Below are 16,602 nucleotides of genomic sequence, written 5' to 3'. Positions count from 1 at the left end.
ATGATGAGCGCATCCTTCTGCTCGTGCGTCAGCGTCTTGAGATCGGGAACCTGGAGCTCGGCACTCTTCTTCATGCCGCAACTATGCCAGGTTCAGCCGCTGTTTACAACACCGGCTGAATAGTCACTGATTTTCTATGACAGGACATGCATTTTTGTTGTCAGGATGCACTTGCACCGTTGATTTATTTCGGGCAGGTGACACTCGGGCCAACTCGCGCGGAGTCCTTACGCTCCTTGACGACGGTGAACAGCCGTCGCTAGTGGCACAACAGCTACCTGTTGTTGAACCGGGCCACGCCCATCGCTTACTTCGAGCGTCTTGGCGTACCTCGGCTCCATGACCTCACCTGCTCAAACCGCGCGGTGCCAACCCGCATGCAGGGTCTGTGGGAGGGAATCGGCCAGGCCCACTGACCGCCGCTATTCCGATTGTCAGGCCGGTTTGCTCTTACAGTAATCGTGCAGCGCGCTTCTGCTGAAAGCGCCACGCAGTGTGATGGATGGCATTGCGCGTCCAGCGAAACGCCTTGAGAAGCGGGCGCATCCGGTTGCCGCGTACTTTTTCCAGCGGCCGTGCGGCTTGCGGTGCAAGTTGTTCGACCACGGCTTCCGGCGTCGTGAAGAGGCGCGTTTTCCAGTCGAAGTACAGCGGGTAACGCAGCAACACGCCCGCGCACAGCATGTCGAGTGTCAACGTGCGATGTCGCCACGGTAGCGGCGCGAGCGCGTCGTGGGTGAGTCCCCAGCCTGCGTAGAACGGCAGCCCGTAGGTGAATACGGCTTTGCCGCGCAAGAGCGCGTCGAAGCCCGCGAGCGACGATAGCGTGTGAACTTCATGCGCCGCATCGACGAGCGACAGCAGGTCCGCTTCGGTATCGACGACGTCGGCGAGTTGCTGTGCGTCGATCAGGCCGTTGCGGTTGCCTGATAGCACGTCGGGATGTGGCTTGTAGATGACGAAGGCATCGGGACGCAGGCGGCGTACTTCGCGCAGCAGCGCATCGGCGGTGCCAATTGCACGCGTGCCGAGGCGGATCGATGCATCGTCGGCGACCTGGCCGGGGACCAGCACGATCTGCTTGCCGGCCGGCGCCGTCCATGCCGGGCGCTGACGCCCGAGGTTGTACTTGGTGACGCCGAGTTGCACGACCTTGTTGCGAAGCGCCGCGGCGCGCGCCAACTCGGTCTCGCTGAACTCGGTCTCGTTGAGCAGAACACTCAGATCGCTCGGCTGGCTCGCATCGAAGTACAGACCGCGACGATCGATCACCTGGCTCCGCGGCGCGATCATGTCGGAACCGAGACCCGTGGAGTGGAAAAAGCCGTCTTCGATTCTGACGCGACGAACTTCCGGCGCAAGGCCCTCCGCACTGCGCGCGCCCCACAGTACCGCGGTTTCGTGGGATTCGACCGATTGCGGTTCGGCAGTCCAGCGCAATGCCGACTTGCCCGCCGTGATGTATGGCGTCGCGAACGGGCGCTTCCACCATTGGAAACGCAGTGCCGCGACGTTTTGCAGGTCGGTGAAGCGTTGCTGGACCGTGTGCTGCAACTCGATGCTGTCGAGCAGATCGTCAAGCGCGCCAGGCGCGTGCGTGGCCGGATTCAGATAGCGGGTCGAGCGGACGAACACCACGTCGAACAATGCGGCGAGTGTGGGGCGCGCGGTGCGGTTCGGCAATGGCTGGTCGTCATGCGTCAGGCCCCAGCCTGCGTAGTACGGTGCGCCGAATACGTGAACGCGCGCACCCGCCAAAAGCGCCTGCATGCCTTCCGACGCGCCGAGCGTGTAGACGTGATCGACGTGAGGCAGAGCGGCGCACACGGATTCGTGCTCGGCGAAACGTCTCGTGCCGGCGGGCAGCGTCAGTTCCAATGATGCGGACAACCAGCGGCCTCGTCCTGGATCATTCGATTGAGCGATCCAGAATTCGGCTTGTGGATGTGCGCTTGTCGCGGCTTGCAGCATTCGCGCAAAAGCGGTGGGCGAATGGCGCGTTGCTGTTGCGCCCGATGCTTTCGATCGCGCGCGTTCGTCGATAAGGAGTACGCGTTCGCTGCTTCGTGGTTCCAGTAGCGTGACCGGGCAGCGGCACTGCGTGTCACGTATTGCCAATGCGTGACTGTGCGCAAGCCGCTGCATCAACCGTTGCGAATCGAGGGCAACCTGGGAACTGCGATCCTGTTCCATTGCGGCGGCGAGTGCTTCGTTCAGCACGGCAGCGAACGTCTCGGCGCTGGCATTGGCAAGCGGCATTGAGAACCATGACAACAACGGTGTACCGGCCGGTCCGTGCGACCAGACCGGTCCGGGCCACGCGGCGTTGATTTGCTTGCGGAGTAGACGCGCGACGCGTAGTGCAATGCGTCCATGCCAACGATCAATCCACACCTGTTCGAGGTTTCGTTGGCGCAGTCCGCTCCACAGGCGCCAACCGCGTGTGAGACTGCGCAAATCGATTGCGAGGTTCCTGGAGGCCTCTGCTCCGGCGATGACGCGTTCCTTCATTTAGCGCAGCGTTTCCAGAAAGGCGTCGACGCGTTCGAAATGCTCAACCCACGTCGGCTCGCGAAATCGCTCGATGCGGCTTAGCTGCCCGTCGCGCTCGGGGCTATTCGCCTGCGTGTAGGCCTGGATACGGGCGAGCCAGCCAGGGCCGTCGAGCGGGTCCAGATAGTCCGGAATGTCGTCGGCGATCTCGTGAAAGACGGAGAGATCGCTCGCGAGTACCGGTACTTTTAGCGCAAGCGCTTCTGCGAGCGGCATACCGTAGCCTTCGACGAAGGACGGAAAGAGGAGTGCCTGGCAGTGCTGCAGATACGCGTAAAGTTTTTCGTCGGAGCAGTGGGATTCTTCTATTACGACGCCTTTTAGCGATTCGCAACGCTCCAGCATGTCGATGACGTTTTCGCATTCCCAGCCGCGTCGGCCGATTACGACGAGCTTTGGTGCTGCTGCGCCCAGTTGTTCTACGAGGCGGCGCCAAACGTGCAGGATGAACCAGTGGTTTTTGCGCGGCTCGATCGTGCTGAGCATGACGAAGTACGGTGTGGCGATGGGGCGCGGAGCAAGTGGGCGAGGGGTGACGCCGGATGCGAGGTGGGCGACGACGATCGGCGGAAGCGGAAGGTTGGAGCGATGGGCTTCGGCGGCAAGCGAGTCGAGCGTGGCCTGCGAATTCATGATCAGCCCGCTTGCGTGCTTCAACGCGGTTTGCATGCGATTGCGATGCGTGGCGTCGACGCCGGGGCGGCAGTATTCGGCGTGAGTCAAAGGGATTAAATCGTGGACCATGAATACAGGGCGAATTTGACGTTTTGTCATCGCATTGTAATAACGGCCGAATTCCATTCCGTTGTGACTTGTGTGCAACAGTATTCCGTTGAGTCTTGATTCTCGTAGGCGATTAAGGCAGGCCCGTGCGACTAGTGCACGGATTCTGTTTCTATTGCGATCTGACGAGATAAGCCATGCAAACGTTTGCTGGGAGTCTTCCTCGCTCACAATTGTAGAAAAACCGCGTTCGCTAAGGATGGCGCGTGCTGTTGCACCGTATTTTTCAATGTAAGCGAGGCCGACGCGATCGACGCCCGTCGGCAAAAGCCCGTCATAGAGGCGCGTAAGTAGGCGCGTGACGTCCAGGAAGATGGGGGGCACGGGAATTTAAAGCGAAATGTTGGGGAGCGCTCAGACTTTTTTGATTTGCAGGTGTGGATTTTTCATCACAGTGCGCCATTCTACCTCAGTGCATGAGACAATCAGCCCCGAAAATTTACCCACCAACTTCTGATAACCGTTGCAATAAATGTTGCGTCTGTCTCGTTGTTTTGTTTGTACCGCAGTTGCCTTCGGAGCGATTTGGCTTGGCGGGTGCTCGAGCATTCCGACTTCCGGGCCTAGCAAGTCGCAGATTAGTAGCGCCGGCGCCGAAGGTAATCCAACTGGCATCCAGATTGTCGACGTTACCGACGAAGTCGCCCGTAAGCTATTTGCGGAGCGCAGTGTTGGTGACTTCTCGGCTTCGCTCGGTAATGGTACGTCGTTCCGGCAGCAACTCGGTGTCGGCGACACGATCGAGGTATCAATCTGGGAAGCGCCGCCCGCTACGCTGTTCGGGGCTGCGCAAATCGACTCGAAGGCGGGCGCAACCAATGCGCGCGTTACCGTTTTGCCGGATCAGACGATCGACGGCGACGGCAAGATCAATGTGCCCTTTGCTGGCGAATTGAAGGCAGTAGGGCGCACGCCAACTCAATTGCAGCGCGAAATTGCCGAGCACCTGAAGAATATCGCGCACGACCCGCAAGTGTTGGTGAAGCTCTCACGTAACGAGACCTCGTACGTAACGGTAGTGGGCGATGTCGCGAGCAGCAATCGTGTGCCGCTAAGTGCGCGTGGCGAGCGGTTGTTAGATGCTTTGGCGGCGGCGGGCGGCGTGAAAGAACCGGTTGACAAGATTACGATCCAGGTGACTCGTGGCGACAAGGTGGCGTCGTTGCCGCTCCAGACGGTGATTCGTGATCCGCGCCAGAATGTGCCGCTCCATGCTGGCGACGTTGTGACAGCATTGTTCCAACCTTTCAGCTTCACGTCGCTCGGCGCGACTGGCAAGAATCAGGAAATCAATTTCGAGGCTCAAGGGATTACGCTTGCGCAGGCTTTGGCTCGTGCCGGCGGATTGGAAGATTCGCGCTCGGATGTACAGGGCGTATTCATTTTCCGACTTGAGGACGAGAAAGCTCTGCCGTGGCCGAATAAGCCAGTGCGGACTACGGCGGACGGCAAAGTGCCCGTTGTATACCGTGTGAATCTGCGCGACCCTAATTCGTTCTTCGTTGCACAGAGCTTTATGATGGATAACAAGGATCTGTTGTACGTATCGAATGCTCCGATCGCTGAGTTGCAGAAGTTCCTGAATGTGGTGTTCTCGGTGGCGTATCCGGTGATCACCGGGGTTCAAACGTTTAAGTAAACAGAAGGCGCCGGGAATTCGATACCGATGGTTCCGCACGGCGTAGTGTGGTGGCGTGCGAGAGGAGGGGCTAATTGTCCCCTTTGGTCGGAGCCGACTTCTTACTGGCGTCTGCTCTTCACGTGATTCTTTACGATCGTTTTCTGGCGAATAGAGCCGTACTAATCTCTTGTAGAGGAGACAACCGTGACGTCACAAGGCTTGACGATGACCATCTGCCCAACCTCGCATCACTCTCGGCAATGGCGCAGCAACGGTAGCGAAAACAAACGGCAACAATCTCGACTGCAGCGGTCACAGGCTTGTCAACGGTAACAAGCAATTACCGGATCGTTTTGTCGAAGTGGTCGAGTGATTACAGTATGGCCAATAAACGATTTCTTGATTTGATGTCGGGTGAACAAAATGTTGAATATCGTCGTTCCAATGGCGGGTGCCGGAAGCCGGTTTGCAAAGGCCGGGTTTAAGGATCCCAAACCGTTGATTCAGGTTAACGGGGTGCCGATGATCAAGCTGGTTATTAATAATCTTCGGCCCTCTCAGAGTCATCGTTTCATTTTTATTGCTCAGAAAGTTCATATCGAGTCATACTCGCTCCTGGAAAAGTTGTCCGAGTGGGCTCCAGGCTGCGTGGTTGTCGGCCTCGATGGATTGACCGAAGGGGCTGCCTGCACAGTGTTATCGGCAAAACATCTTATTGATAATGATGATTCGCTGATGATTGCCAATTCGGATCAATATATTGATGTTGCCATTGATGACTATCTGAATAATATGGCAACCGCTGATCTGGACGGTCAAATTATGACGATGACGGCTAATGATCCGAAGTGGTCATTCGTCGCGCTTGATGATAAGAGGCTTGTCACACGGGTTGTCGAAAAGCAGGTAATTTCGGATGAGGCCACTGTGGGAATCTACAATTTCAAGCGTGGCTCTGATTTTGTTCGCGCGGCAGAGACAATGATCGAGGCTGAAGAGCGTGTCAATGGCGAATATTATGTCGCGCCAGCCTATAATTCGATGATCAAGGCGCAGAAAGCAGTCGGAATTTATAATGTCGGCTCGGAAGCAAACGGCATGTACGGTTTAGGAATTCCTGCTGATCTGGAATTGTTTCTGTCAATGCCGGTTTCGGCCACGGCCACGATGGAATTGTGATGAAAATCATATCGCACCGTGGCTATTGGAAAGAGCCCAGCGAAAAAAACACCGTTCAAGCTTTCCATCGATCGTTCACGCTGGGTTTTGGCACGGAAACAGATATCCGTGACCTTGGTGGCAGGCTCGTCATTTCGCACGATATGCCTTTGGGTCACGAGGTGGGCTTTTCCGAAATGCTGGACCTTGCTGAGGCAAACGCTACGCCAGAGGAACCATTAACACTGGCCCTCAACGTTAAAGCGGACGGTCTGACGGACGCGATTTTCCAGCATCTTGAGGGACGGAATAGTTTGGACTGTTTCGTATTCGATATGGCAGTACCGGATATGCGAGCGTATCTTGGTAGGGTTCCGATATTCACGCGGATTAGTGAAGTAGAACCGGTTGGTGCATGGTTGGAGCGGTCGAACGGTATATGGTTGGATGCATTCGACGGCGTTTGGTACGATACCGCGAAAATCGAGAATTTGCTCAATACGGGAAAACGCGTGTGCGTCGTATCGAATGAGCTTCATCGTCGCGATCATCAGTCACATTGGGAGTTACTCGCGCCGGTAGCGCATTGCGAGAATCTTATTTTATGTACTGATCTTCCCGAAGCAGCCACAGATTTTTTCGAGAAAATGTCGGGAGCGAAAATACATGAATGAAAAAAAGATTCGCGCCGTCCTATTTGATATGGACGGAGTACTGATCGAGGCGAAGGATTGGCACTATGAAGCCTTAAACACGGCACTAACCTTGTTTGGTATGTCGATCTCCAGGTACGACCATCTGATTACATTTGATGGATTGCCTACGCGTAAAAAGCTGGAGATGTTATCGCTCGAAAGAGGTTTGCCGCGCGAGCTACATGAATTCCTGAACGAAATGAAGCAGACGTATACCATTCAGATGGTCTACGAGAAATGCCGCCCTCAATTTGCACAGGAGCGAGCGCTTTCCGCCTTGAAGGCGCGAGGGTACCAGCTGGCGGTATGCAGTAATTCAGTTCGGAATTCTGTGGAAGTCATGATGGAGCGGGCCGCGCTGACTCGCTATCTGGATCTTATGGTCTCAAACGAAGATGTCAAGGTGGGCAAGCCTGATCCAGAGATGTACCTGAAGGCCATGAGTCATTTCAATCTGTCGCCTGATGAATGTCTCATCGTCGAGGATAACGAGAACGGTATTCGTGCAGCAAAGGCAAGTGGCGCGCACCTGCTTACAGTGAAAGAGGTAGGCGACACCAATCTCGAGAATATCTTGCGGCGCATCGCAACAATTGAGTCGGGGGAGACTGCGTGATGACGAAGACGAATGTTCTAGTGCTGGCCGCTGGCGCTCCTCAATTTATTTCCTCGAACGACAACGGCTATCCGTCCAGCTTGGCAGAGGTGGGGGGGCATTCATTGCTCGAGCTGATTCTCGAAAAAATGGCGGGAATCGAAGGCGCCAATTTCATATTCGCATTGCGCGACGATGAAATAGATCAATTTCACTTGGATCAAGTCGTTGAACTCTTGTGCCCTGGCGCCCGGGTCATGCGAATTGCCGACGGTACCCAAGGTTCTGCATGCTCGGCATTGATGGCTGCTTGCACAATTCCCGCCGATGAAGAGGTATTGATTGTCAGCGCGAACGAACTGGTTAATGTGAATTTCCCGGCGGTTCTGTCAAGTTTTCGGGAGCAGGGACTCGATGGTGGCACGCTGACTTTCCATTCGGTGCATCCGAGATATTCATATGTGCGTCTAGGTAATGACGATCTAATATCCGAGGTAAGTCAGCGGCGTCCCATCAGCAAACACGCAACGACAGGGACGTTCTGGTATGCCAGAGCTGAGTATCTGGTCGATGCCATCAAGCAGATGATCCGAAAGGGCGACGCATTGGACGGTCGTTATTACATAGCGAAGACTTTTAACGAAATGATTTTGGCTCAGAAGCGTATAGGGGTCTGGAAGATCAATGTGGATCAATACCACCCCTTGAAGTCCGACCGGCATCTAAGCCAATTTGAACAACTGGAAGCGATGTGAAGCACGAAAAATTGGATGGCATGATCAAGGGATGGTTCGTCGGTAGTTTCGAGCCGTCCGCGTTCTCAACCGATGCTTGTGAGGTTGCAGTCAAGAGTTACAAGGCAGGGGACTGCGAACGAGCTCACTATCATAAGATTGCGACTGAAATCACTCTAATCCTCAAAGGAAAGGTCCGCATGATGGGCCGGGAGTGGGGAGAGGGAGATATTGTCGTGCTGGAGCCAGGAGAAGTAACAGGCTTCGAAGCTTTGACCGATGCGATAAATGTCGTCGTAAAGGTGCCTGGAGCAACGCAAGATAAATATAATGTGAGCGACTGATTGTTGCGATTTTGCGTTCGTGGCTGAAATACGAAGATTGAAGTGAAATATGTGAGGTTCGCGTGAGCGCTGAGATTTTGATCGATTCGGATTTGTCGTTACCCGAAACCGAGGGGGCTGCTACCAGTTCAGAGTCCTACCAAATTCCAGAATCGGAGGATATTGTCTTTACGGTGAAACGGCTCGAGAAGTTGCTCGTAAAAGTGGAGCGTGAGAACAAAATTCTCTTGCATGCGTTTCGCGAATCGGTCTTTGGCAAAAAGGCGGTAGATGTTGGAAACCCGTTGATTCAATACGGAGAGCCTGTTTGGCGAGAGGAGTTGAATCGACTTGCAAATCCCGGGTCGGTGGATTCGACTTTGCCGAAGCAGACACGACATCTGCTCATACCCATTCATTTGCCGAAAATATTTCATATTTCTTCGATCTTTTCCTTCTTATCGAAGGCCGAACTCGATACCGAGGACGTACGGGTGACCTTGGTAGCAACTGGCACGTATGAGAGAGAAGTAATAGAAAGATATCTGGAGGTTGCCGCCTCGGCCGTGCCGCGGCATTGTGAGGTCATATCCGCCTTGGAAGTAACGGAAGCGGCAGGATGGACGCGTCTTGGCGATGCCCTTGCCAAGAATCAGGGCGGAGGGTGCATCAACATGAAAAAGTTGCTGTCCGTCTGTCGCGCGTTTGCTTTAGGCGCGGATCAAGTTTGCTGCATTGATGCAGATACATTGTTGTTGAAGTCGTTGGACTCCTTTTTCGATCAGATCGAAACGAATTATGCGAAGAAAACTTTTTTTTCTGCTGGTTCTCCAATAGACATCACAAAATCAACGTATCGTGCATCAGCGAATTTCTTTTCGCCAAGAGATGAGGGAAAATTAGATGGAATTTACGGGTCCGACCGATATTCCTGGTTTTTCGATATTCCTTTTTATGCGCGCGAAGATTTTTTCGAGTTCTTGCAGCACGTCGCTTTCCTGTACGGTGGAGTGGACGAGGCATGGGCGCGACTAACTTGGAATCATTTTGATCACATCCTTTACGTGAACTACCTTCTGTTGCGTGGTGATTTCAAGTTGGTGGATCTGGTCCCGATTGTTGGCGATGGAAAAATTACGGATGACTTGGATTTAAGTCATCTCGACAGAGTACAAGATATTCACGAATACCGACCTGTTTGGCTTACTTTGACTGCAGCAACACAGGACGATACAGGGGGTAAGCAGTGTGTATCCAGAGGATTCTCGGCAATCTATCACGTAGATCGGGTCTCTTCTCTATCAGATGCCTGATAAGTCGCGAGACATTGTCGCATAAATCGAATTTAAGGCGCCAAAGGCAGTCCGTGCGTCCATAGAGATCGAGCCATATAGGGACGTGTGTCCCGAACGTTGCGTAAATGTCAGTGCGGCTGCCGGTCGTTTTATTTATGCCAGACGCCAAGTCGCGGATCAGGCATTTTTATAAGTGTGAAATTATGGGTGCAGATTCTTCCGTGGTCAGTAGAGGTTCGAGTGATGACAAGGCTCCGGGGTACGTGGAGTTGATCAAAGCCATGCCGTCAACGAACGCCTTACTTCTCTTTCAGGTCAAAGAGTTCTTTGCCGATCGCTACGTAGCGAAAGACGGAAAAACCCAGGGCCGGAAATTGCCCCCCGGTTCCACAATGAGGCCTTGGTTTAACAAGCGAGGTACCGAGTTCATCCAGATTGCAGAAGGCAGTGCCGTTGTCAATGGCGTAGCCGTGTCGCAGGGTGAAGTAGTCAGAGTCGACACCGGGGAAATCGTCTCGGTCAGCGCGGAAAAGGGATGCGTTATTACGTCTCATATCTATCCGTACGTAAGGCACTTGACGCATCGCGTGCACGAATCGGTCGATTCTTCGTCGCTAAGTGGGCCGCTTGTTTCGATAATTGTTATTGCAAAAAATATCGAAAATTATATTGCGCACTGCATTTCTTCTTGTTTAAATCAAACGTACAAAAATCTACAAATCATTGTCGTAGATGACGGTTCGAAAGATCATACTCTCGAGAAGGCTCGGAGTATGGCGAAGTACGATTCCAGAATCGAAGTGCATAGCCAACCGCTTGGCGTGAACGGTGTGCGTAAGTTTGGTATCCGGCAAGCGCGCGGGAACTTTTGCATGCTGGCGGACGGCGATGATTGGTTGCGTGAGGATGCGGTCGAAAAGCTTGTTGCTGTGGCTCATGAGCGTTCAAGCGAGTGTGTAGCGTTTGGTTTTGATCACTATAACGACAAGACGGGGGCAGTTTGGGATCCGATTTACCCGGCGGGAGTGCACCTTAAGAGCCCGCCGTTCTATTATGAAAAAAGTGATCGAACTGCTTTTGAGAACTCGCATTACCATCATACGGTATGGATGTATTTCTTCTCATCGCGATTAAAAGAGGTTGCCCTCAATTCGCTGATGGATATACATTTGTATGAGGACTTGCCTTTTTATTTGACTTTGATGCAGCATGCAGCAAATCCGAGTCTATGTAATTATCTGCTTTACCATTATCGGCGAGATAGGGCGGGACAAGCTACCGGCAATTGGGTTCAGGTGAACGCGACGCAAAAGCGGGTCTGCCTGGATCTTTCGGTGAAGCACACGTTGAGCTTGACGGCTCCGGATGACTGGTTTCATCGCCTTATCCTCATGTATAAGGTCAAAAAGATCGTCGATTACGAGATTGAATCGGTAGTGCTTCAGAAAGACAAGGAGGCTGAAACCGGGTGGCGCAATTTATGGCTTCATCTCCTTCGGCTGTTTCCCAAGGATCTCGAGAACAGAATTATGGTGCATGCTATTAAAGACGATTTTCGCACTGCACATAATATTGAGACGAACAATGGAATGCAGCTGCGACGCTGGTTGCGAGCTCGTATCAAATAAGCGGATAAAGAATGTCTATTAAAAGCTCTGATATTTCGATCGTCATTCAAGGCCCTATTGACTGGAGTGTCGAAAAGGAATCGCTCGAGGGTTTGACCCTGGCCGCGACTCGCAAGATTCGCGGGATATTTAGAGATGCTGAAATCATTGTCTCGACTTGGGAGGGCGAGCGGTATGCAGGCCTAGTCTACGACAAGATCGTCCTATCTCCCTTGCCACCGGCACAAGGGGGCGCGCCTTCGTTCACGCCAAACAATGTCAATCGTCAAATTGTCGGGACTCGAGCTGGGCTGAGTCTGGTTACTCGTCCATTTTGCTTAAAAATACGATCCGACATGATTCTCGACGGGGACGCGTTTGTTCGGATTTTTGAAGAGCGATGCAAGAATCCCCTGTCTGACGAGCGGGATGTTTTTGAATACCCGCTTGTTTGTAATAACTTTTCTTCTAGAAACAGTGCATCGATTCTAGAAAGAATTCCCGATCATCCGTTGCCGTTTCATCCGTCAGATCATTTTCAATTTGGTTGGACCGATGACGTGAAAGTTTTATGGGATATCCAGCTGCAGAGTGATGAAGAAGGCTGGTACTTTCTGGAGCGGGCTCATCCTAATAGATGGCGTCTCCATGAGTTGTCCCAGTACGCACCGGAGCAATTTATATTCTTGAGCGCGATTCGGAAAAAACATTCCGTTGACGTTCATCATTATGCTGATGACCGGCCGGAAGTGGTGGCGCTGAGTGACTATTATATGAATAGTCACTTTGTTACCGTCCCTGATCTTTTGGTTCCTGTTCGCTTCCCTAAATATCATACGGATCACCATTTCAGTTTTGAGTGGATGCGTCTTAATTCTTTGGGTATAACGAAGGTTCCGAGCGTCGTGCCATCGACTGTCTCTCGAATTTTGTCTGATATCGCATACCCGTTTCTTCACCCGATAGGCTTTTATAAATGGTTGAAAAAGAAGGTACGGCGACTTGGATGGATTTGATTTAACATGAATTCCGATTTGTTCCAGTAAGCGAGTAACATCTAATGAAACCCTATTTACATCATGCTCATGTCGTATTGAAGCAGGACGAATGCGGGGCAAAGTTGCTTGTTTGCAAGACACCGATTAGTCGACCGAAATTTCGTGAGGGATTCCGGCTCGCTGATCGAAAAGTGGCGGGGACATTAGACAGTCTCGGATTAGAGTTCAATGTTTGTGCTTATAGCAACTGGCGCGTAATACTTGACGAAAGTTGGACACTTTTGTCTGGGCGTTCGAGGGTAAGTTTTCGCGCAAAAACAACCAAGTATGTTTCATTGCATCAGTTACTCTCGTATGTTTTCTCATCGCTGCGCAGATACTTTACGGATGTCAAGATAACGTCTGTCGAGCCGGCGAAGAAATGGACCACGTATAGTTTTTTTGTAGAAGAGCGCCGGAACATTGCCGTTTCGGGAAAAAATAAGAAATGGTCGTTCGGTCTGGTTGTCGATGGCCAGAACGTCGATTCGTTCGGTCACTTGTTAACGTCAATCGAGCAAGCATTTCAGTTTTGCCTCGACGATTGCGAATTGATTGTGAACGGTCCTGAGGAGAATTACTCGAAATACATCGGACCGAGCAAGATTCCGATAAAGATATTGCATTCCGACGCCGTCAATGAGCGTCTCGCGTGGATCACCCGCAAGAAAAACGATATCGTCGCTGCTGCTCGCTACGAAAATGTGGCGATTCTCCATAATCGCTACGCGATAGCGGAGAAGTGGCTGGAATTTTTCGATCAGTTTGGTTACGACTTCAATGTGGTGTGCGGTCGCCAGCTCTATGGAGAGACAGCATTCTACGACTGGGTGGCGACAGGCAATGCGTGGGCACCTAGTTGGTCATTGACACTGGAGCCAGACGATTTTCATCCGAATCTATATGTAAATGGTGGTTTGATCATAGCCAAAAAGAGCATTCTGCAGGAAATTCCCTTGAACGATTATTTATTCTGGAATCAGTGCGAGGATATTGAGTACTCGCGCAGAATATTGAATGCCGGGATTACGCCAAGATATATGTCGCTGCCTGTTGTGAAGGTATTGTCTTTTCGGGCAGGATACGAAACGGGATTTCGTGCTCAAAATCATATCTGCAAGATGCTATTTGGCTATGACTACGGTGTAAGTCACATGAATCCGTTGTATAAAAGAGTGTTGACTTGGAAAAATAGATTTGGGAAATATAAAAGGCGCTTGAAGGCGTGGACTTCCGTCTAGGCGAGGAAAGGGGATTACAGCGGGCTCGCGGGGCGATCGGCATACAGGCGTCGCAAGTCTGAAGCACTTTCCTCCCAAGTGCGCACGTTATAGGGCGGGCGTTTGTGCAACGGAATGTTATCCAGCCATTGCGCGATACGTTTGGCCAGAGCTTGGGAGGTGTCATCGTCAAAGTACTCGATCTGTTCCCCGGCAATCTCGCGGAAAACGTCGAGATTTCGAGCCAGCAGTGAGCAATTGTGGTACATGGCTTCTACGAGAGGCAGGCCAAAACCCTCTCCCAAGGATGGATTGAGGACGCCTTTGGCCAGCACATAGAGGTGTCCGAGCATCTCATCGCTGGCATCGTCGATCCATAGAAGGCGCTCGCCATGTTCCGGGTGGGTGCGTAGGCGTTGTTGCAGGTCTTTCGTTTTCCAGCCCGGACGCCCTACGATCACAAGCACGGTGGTGCGCCCTTGGCTCCACAACTCCTCCATGGCGTCGAGCGCAATAGCGTGACCTTTACGGGGCTCCACAGTGCCGACGATCAGTACAATTTCCTGATTTGAGAGTTGTCGCAGCATTTCATGGTGCTCGGGGCGTAGGCCTTGGCTGGGCGATGACGCGAGAATGTCTGCTCCAAGTGGCGCCAAATATATCCGGGCTTCGCCCTGACGGAGCACGCGCGAGTTCGCCTTCCAGTGAGACACATCTTTTGCGACTGATTGCGAAGTGCAAATCAGATGATCCGCATACTTGGCGAGCACTTGCGCCCAACGTCCGAAGTTGCGTACGGTCTTCGGGTTGAACCATTCGGGGTGCAGCAAAGGCAAGAGGTCGTGAACGACTATGTCTATTTGCACACCCGCGGCTTTCCACTGCAAGAGCTGAAACTGCCAACGAGGCAATAAGTGTGCGACTAGATCAATACCCAGGAAGACGTCGCCGGGTTCCGCAATCACAGGTTGGGCGTTTTCGAGCTGCTGCGTGCTGCATGTCAGGTCGGGAGCATAGCGGTAGTTGTGGCGATGTGTTGCGAATATTGGGCGTACACAAAATCCTGCTGGTGGATGGGCTTGCAGCGCGCCCAGCCAGGCGCGCACCGCTCGCTGGATTCCCGAGCGCGCATCTTGTCGGAGAGTAACGGAAACATCCACCAACAATTGCCTTTCCTGACCGTGTCGTGTGTTGTGGACTGTTAGGGTTCTGACCAGCGTCCGCACCGTGGCGATGGGCAGCATTTGGAGTACCGAGCCAATAGCGCGGACTGCATACAGACGTACATTCATACAGGGGCGGCGCAGGGTCGAGGTCTATTTCGTTGATAGGCCGATGAGCACAGTCGAGCACATAATAAGTCCGCCCGTCGCTTGTCGGTCTGTTGTATGCCGTGGACATCCCCGCGAAGTTGTCTTGTCCAGCATTACGCTTAGCAAGCCTTTGAGTGACACGTCTGGAATGGCGGTCGCCAAATTGAAATACGACGGGGGACTGGTTCGACAAATTGGTCAATCGAACCAGTGCGAAACTCCTCAGCTCGCGCTTTCCTGATAGAAGGTATAAGCGTCGTCGATCTGATCGAACGAGTGCAGCTTACCTTTGACCAGGACGGTAGCACGGCTGCAATGTTCTCTTATGTAACCAGGGTCGTGGCTGACGATGATGAGTGCCCGATCCCGTCGGCGCTCGAAAAGTTCGTGGTGACATTTTGCGTGAAAACGGCTATCGCCGACCGCTACGATTTCATCAATCAGAAAACAATCAAATTCGATTGCCATTGAAATGGCAAACGCGAGTCGCGCGCGCATGCCGGACGAATAGCTTTTGACAGGTTCGCGCAGATAGTAGCCAAGTTCCGAAAATTCCTGGACGAACGGTTCCGCCACTTTCGGGTCCGCGCCGTACACGCGGCAAATGAAACGGACGTTGTCCATACCAGTCAGGCTGCCCTGAAAGGCACCGCCAAATGCGAGCGGCCAAGATACGCTCATGTCACGGCGGACTTTGCCGGCGGTGGGCAATTCGGCGCCGCTGATCATGCGGATCATCGTTGACTTGCCTGCGCCGTTGCGACCCAGGATGCCGATCTTCTCGCCTCGATTGACCTGTAAATCGATGCCGTCCAGCACGCGACGGCGACCTTGACGCGTGTGGTAGTCCTTGCACAGTCCTTCGAGTCCAATCATTGGGGTTCAACTCTCATGCCAGCATCCCTGACAAGAAACAGGCCGACAAACAAAAGGATCAGGTCGCAGGTAATCATGTAGCCGATGTCATAGTGTGGCTTTACCAGCGATCCAAAGTAGCCGCCGCGCAACATTTCCGTGCCGTGTATCATTGGTAGAATCACAATGATTTTCTGGAATTTTTCCGGCAACCACTCGACCATGAAAAGAGCTCCAGAGAGTGGAAAGAGCAGGTAGGCCACGGTGTGCCAGATGCGATCCGCCGTCTCGCTCCGCTCACTCAAGGCGCCGACAATCAATCCCAGGGAGCAACCAAACATAGCGAGGTGTAACCAACCTCCGATAACCAGAGTGATGTCTTTCGGAGCATCCATCAGTCCGATGATGACGAAAAAAACCGTCAGGAATATGAAAGACATTGTTGCTCCTGCAATTTCTAACAGGATGCGTGCCAAGAACAGGTCGATTACTCGCACATTTCGATGAAACAGCAATGCCTGATTCGGTTCGATGGCAAGTGCGCATCGACTCGCGCAGTTGCGCCACAGCAGAACCGACGAATAACCTGTAATTGCGAATGACGTAACCGGAAGCGATGAGCCGTGAGTTGCCTTCGTGATGGTCCAAAGCGCAAGGATGCCGAGGGTGAACATCATCGGCTCGAAGAACATCCACAGGAAGCCGACGTTGTGCCGGCCATACCGTGTCAATATCTCGCGCATCAACAGCGCGCCCACAACGCGCCGTTGGATGTGTAGGGACCTTAGAAGAGGGGTATCGTGCTGCACAGTT

15 protein-coding genes are annotated in these 16,602 nt (G+C 52.8%); 10 read left to right on the top strand and 5 right to left on the bottom strand.

The annotated features are described in order from the left end of the window. Positions 1 to 450: 450 nt before the first annotated feature. Together F6X42_RS34055 and F6X42_RS34050 are read right to left on the bottom strand one after the other, a co-directional pair. Complete coding sequence (locus F6X42_RS34055) at positions 451 to 2,511, bottom strand: capsular polysaccharide export protein, LipB/KpsS family (protein ID WP_187638382.1); 2,061 nt, start codon at positions 2,509 to 2,511, stop codon at positions 451 to 453. Continuing rightward, positions 2,512 to 3,660, bottom strand: a complete 1,149-nt coding sequence (locus F6X42_RS34050; protein ID WP_187638381.1) for a glycosyltransferase family 4 protein — start codon at positions 3,658 to 3,660, stop codon at positions 2,512 to 2,514. Positions 3,661 to 3,808: 148 nt separating this feature from the next. Here F6X42_RS34050 and F6X42_RS34045 point away from each other — a divergent pair, with 148 nt between their 5' ends. The 10 genes from F6X42_RS34045 (at position 3,809) to F6X42_RS34000 (ending at position 13,642) form a co-directional block, all read left to right on the top strand. Next, positions 3,809 to 4,975, top strand: a complete 1,167-nt coding sequence (locus F6X42_RS34045) for a polysaccharide biosynthesis/export family protein (RefSeq protein ID WP_187638380.1) — start codon at positions 3,809 to 3,811, stop codon at positions 4,973 to 4,975. A 405-nt stretch (positions 4,976 to 5,380) separates the two neighbouring features. Further along, positions 5,381 to 6,136, top strand: coding sequence for a glycosyltransferase family 2 protein (locus F6X42_RS34040; protein WP_187638379.1), 756 nt, complete (start codon positions 5,381 to 5,383; stop codon positions 6,134 to 6,136). After that, positions 6,136 to 6,789, top strand: coding sequence for a PI-PLC domain-containing protein (locus F6X42_RS34035; protein ID WP_187638378.1), 654 nt, complete (start codon positions 6,136 to 6,138; stop codon positions 6,787 to 6,789). Before F6X42_RS34040 ends, F6X42_RS34035 begins: the two co-directional genes overlap by 1 nt. Next, positions 6,782 to 7,426 (top strand): HAD family hydrolase, encoded by a 645-nt coding sequence (locus F6X42_RS34030; protein ID WP_187638377.1) that lies wholly within the window; start codon positions 6,782 to 6,784, stop codon positions 7,424 to 7,426. The genes F6X42_RS34035 and F6X42_RS34030 overlap by 8 nt, the downstream gene beginning before the upstream one ends. Further along, positions 7,426 to 8,160, top strand: a complete 735-nt coding sequence (locus tag F6X42_RS34025) for a glycosyltransferase family 2 protein (RefSeq protein ID WP_187638376.1) — start codon at positions 7,426 to 7,428, stop codon at positions 8,158 to 8,160. The genes F6X42_RS34030 and F6X42_RS34025 overlap by 1 nt, the downstream gene beginning before the upstream one ends. Next, positions 8,157 to 8,483, top strand: a complete 327-nt coding sequence (locus F6X42_RS34020) for a hypothetical protein (protein ID WP_187638375.1) — start codon at positions 8,157 to 8,159, stop codon at positions 8,481 to 8,483. Before F6X42_RS34025 ends, F6X42_RS34020 begins: the two co-directional genes overlap by 4 nt. Before the next feature lie 62 nt (positions 8,484 to 8,545). Then, positions 8,546 to 9,775, top strand: coding sequence for a hypothetical protein (locus F6X42_RS34015; RefSeq protein WP_187638374.1), 1,230 nt, complete (start codon positions 8,546 to 8,548; stop codon positions 9,773 to 9,775). A gap of 107 nt (positions 9,776 to 9,882) precedes the next feature. Beyond that, positions 9,883 to 11,385, top strand: coding sequence for a glycosyltransferase family 2 protein (locus F6X42_RS34010; protein ID WP_187638373.1), 1,503 nt, complete (start codon positions 9,883 to 9,885; stop codon positions 11,383 to 11,385). Positions 11,386 to 11,396: 11 nt separating this feature from the next. After that, the gene (locus F6X42_RS34005) at positions 11,397 to 12,380 is read left to right on the top strand and encodes a WavE lipopolysaccharide synthesis family protein (protein ID WP_187638372.1); all 984 of its coding nucleotides are present in this window, start codon (positions 11,397 to 11,399) and stop codon (positions 12,378 to 12,380) included. A 44-nt stretch (positions 12,381 to 12,424) separates the two neighbouring features. Continuing rightward, a complete protein-coding gene (locus F6X42_RS34000) occupies positions 12,425 to 13,642 on the top strand; it encodes a hypothetical protein (protein ID WP_187638371.1) in 1,218 nt (405 codons plus the stop codon). Between the two features lie 14 nt (positions 13,643 to 13,656). Here F6X42_RS34000 and F6X42_RS33995 read toward each other — a convergent pair whose 3' ends face one another. The 3 genes from F6X42_RS33995 to F6X42_RS33985 all read right to left on the bottom strand — a co-directional run bounded on the left by F6X42_RS33995 (position 13,657) and on the right by F6X42_RS33985 (position 16,598). Further along, positions 13,657 to 14,865, bottom strand: a complete 1,209-nt coding sequence (locus F6X42_RS33995) for a glycosyltransferase family 4 protein (RefSeq protein WP_187638370.1) — start codon at positions 14,863 to 14,865, stop codon at positions 13,657 to 13,659. A gap of 291 nt (positions 14,866 to 15,156) precedes the next feature. Continuing rightward, positions 15,157 to 15,810: an ABC transporter ATP-binding protein gene (locus F6X42_RS33990; protein ID WP_187638369.1), complete on the bottom strand. Its 654-nt coding sequence runs from the start codon at positions 15,808 to 15,810 to the stop codon at positions 15,157 to 15,159. Beyond that, complete coding sequence (locus tag F6X42_RS33985; protein WP_312892964.1) at positions 15,807 to 16,598, bottom strand: ABC transporter permease; 792 nt, start codon at positions 16,596 to 16,598, stop codon at positions 15,807 to 15,809. The genes F6X42_RS33990 and F6X42_RS33985 overlap by 4 nt, the downstream gene beginning before the upstream one ends. Positions 16,599 to 16,602 lie beyond the last annotated feature (4 nt).

This window comes from Paraburkholderia podalyriae, assembly GCF_014397785.1.
Classification (GTDB): domain Bacteria; phylum Pseudomonadota; class Gammaproteobacteria; order Burkholderiales; family Burkholderiaceae; genus Paraburkholderia; species Paraburkholderia podalyriae.
The sequence above is the reverse complement of the archived record's forward strand: the minus strand, read 5'-3'. Positions and strand labels throughout refer to the sequence as shown.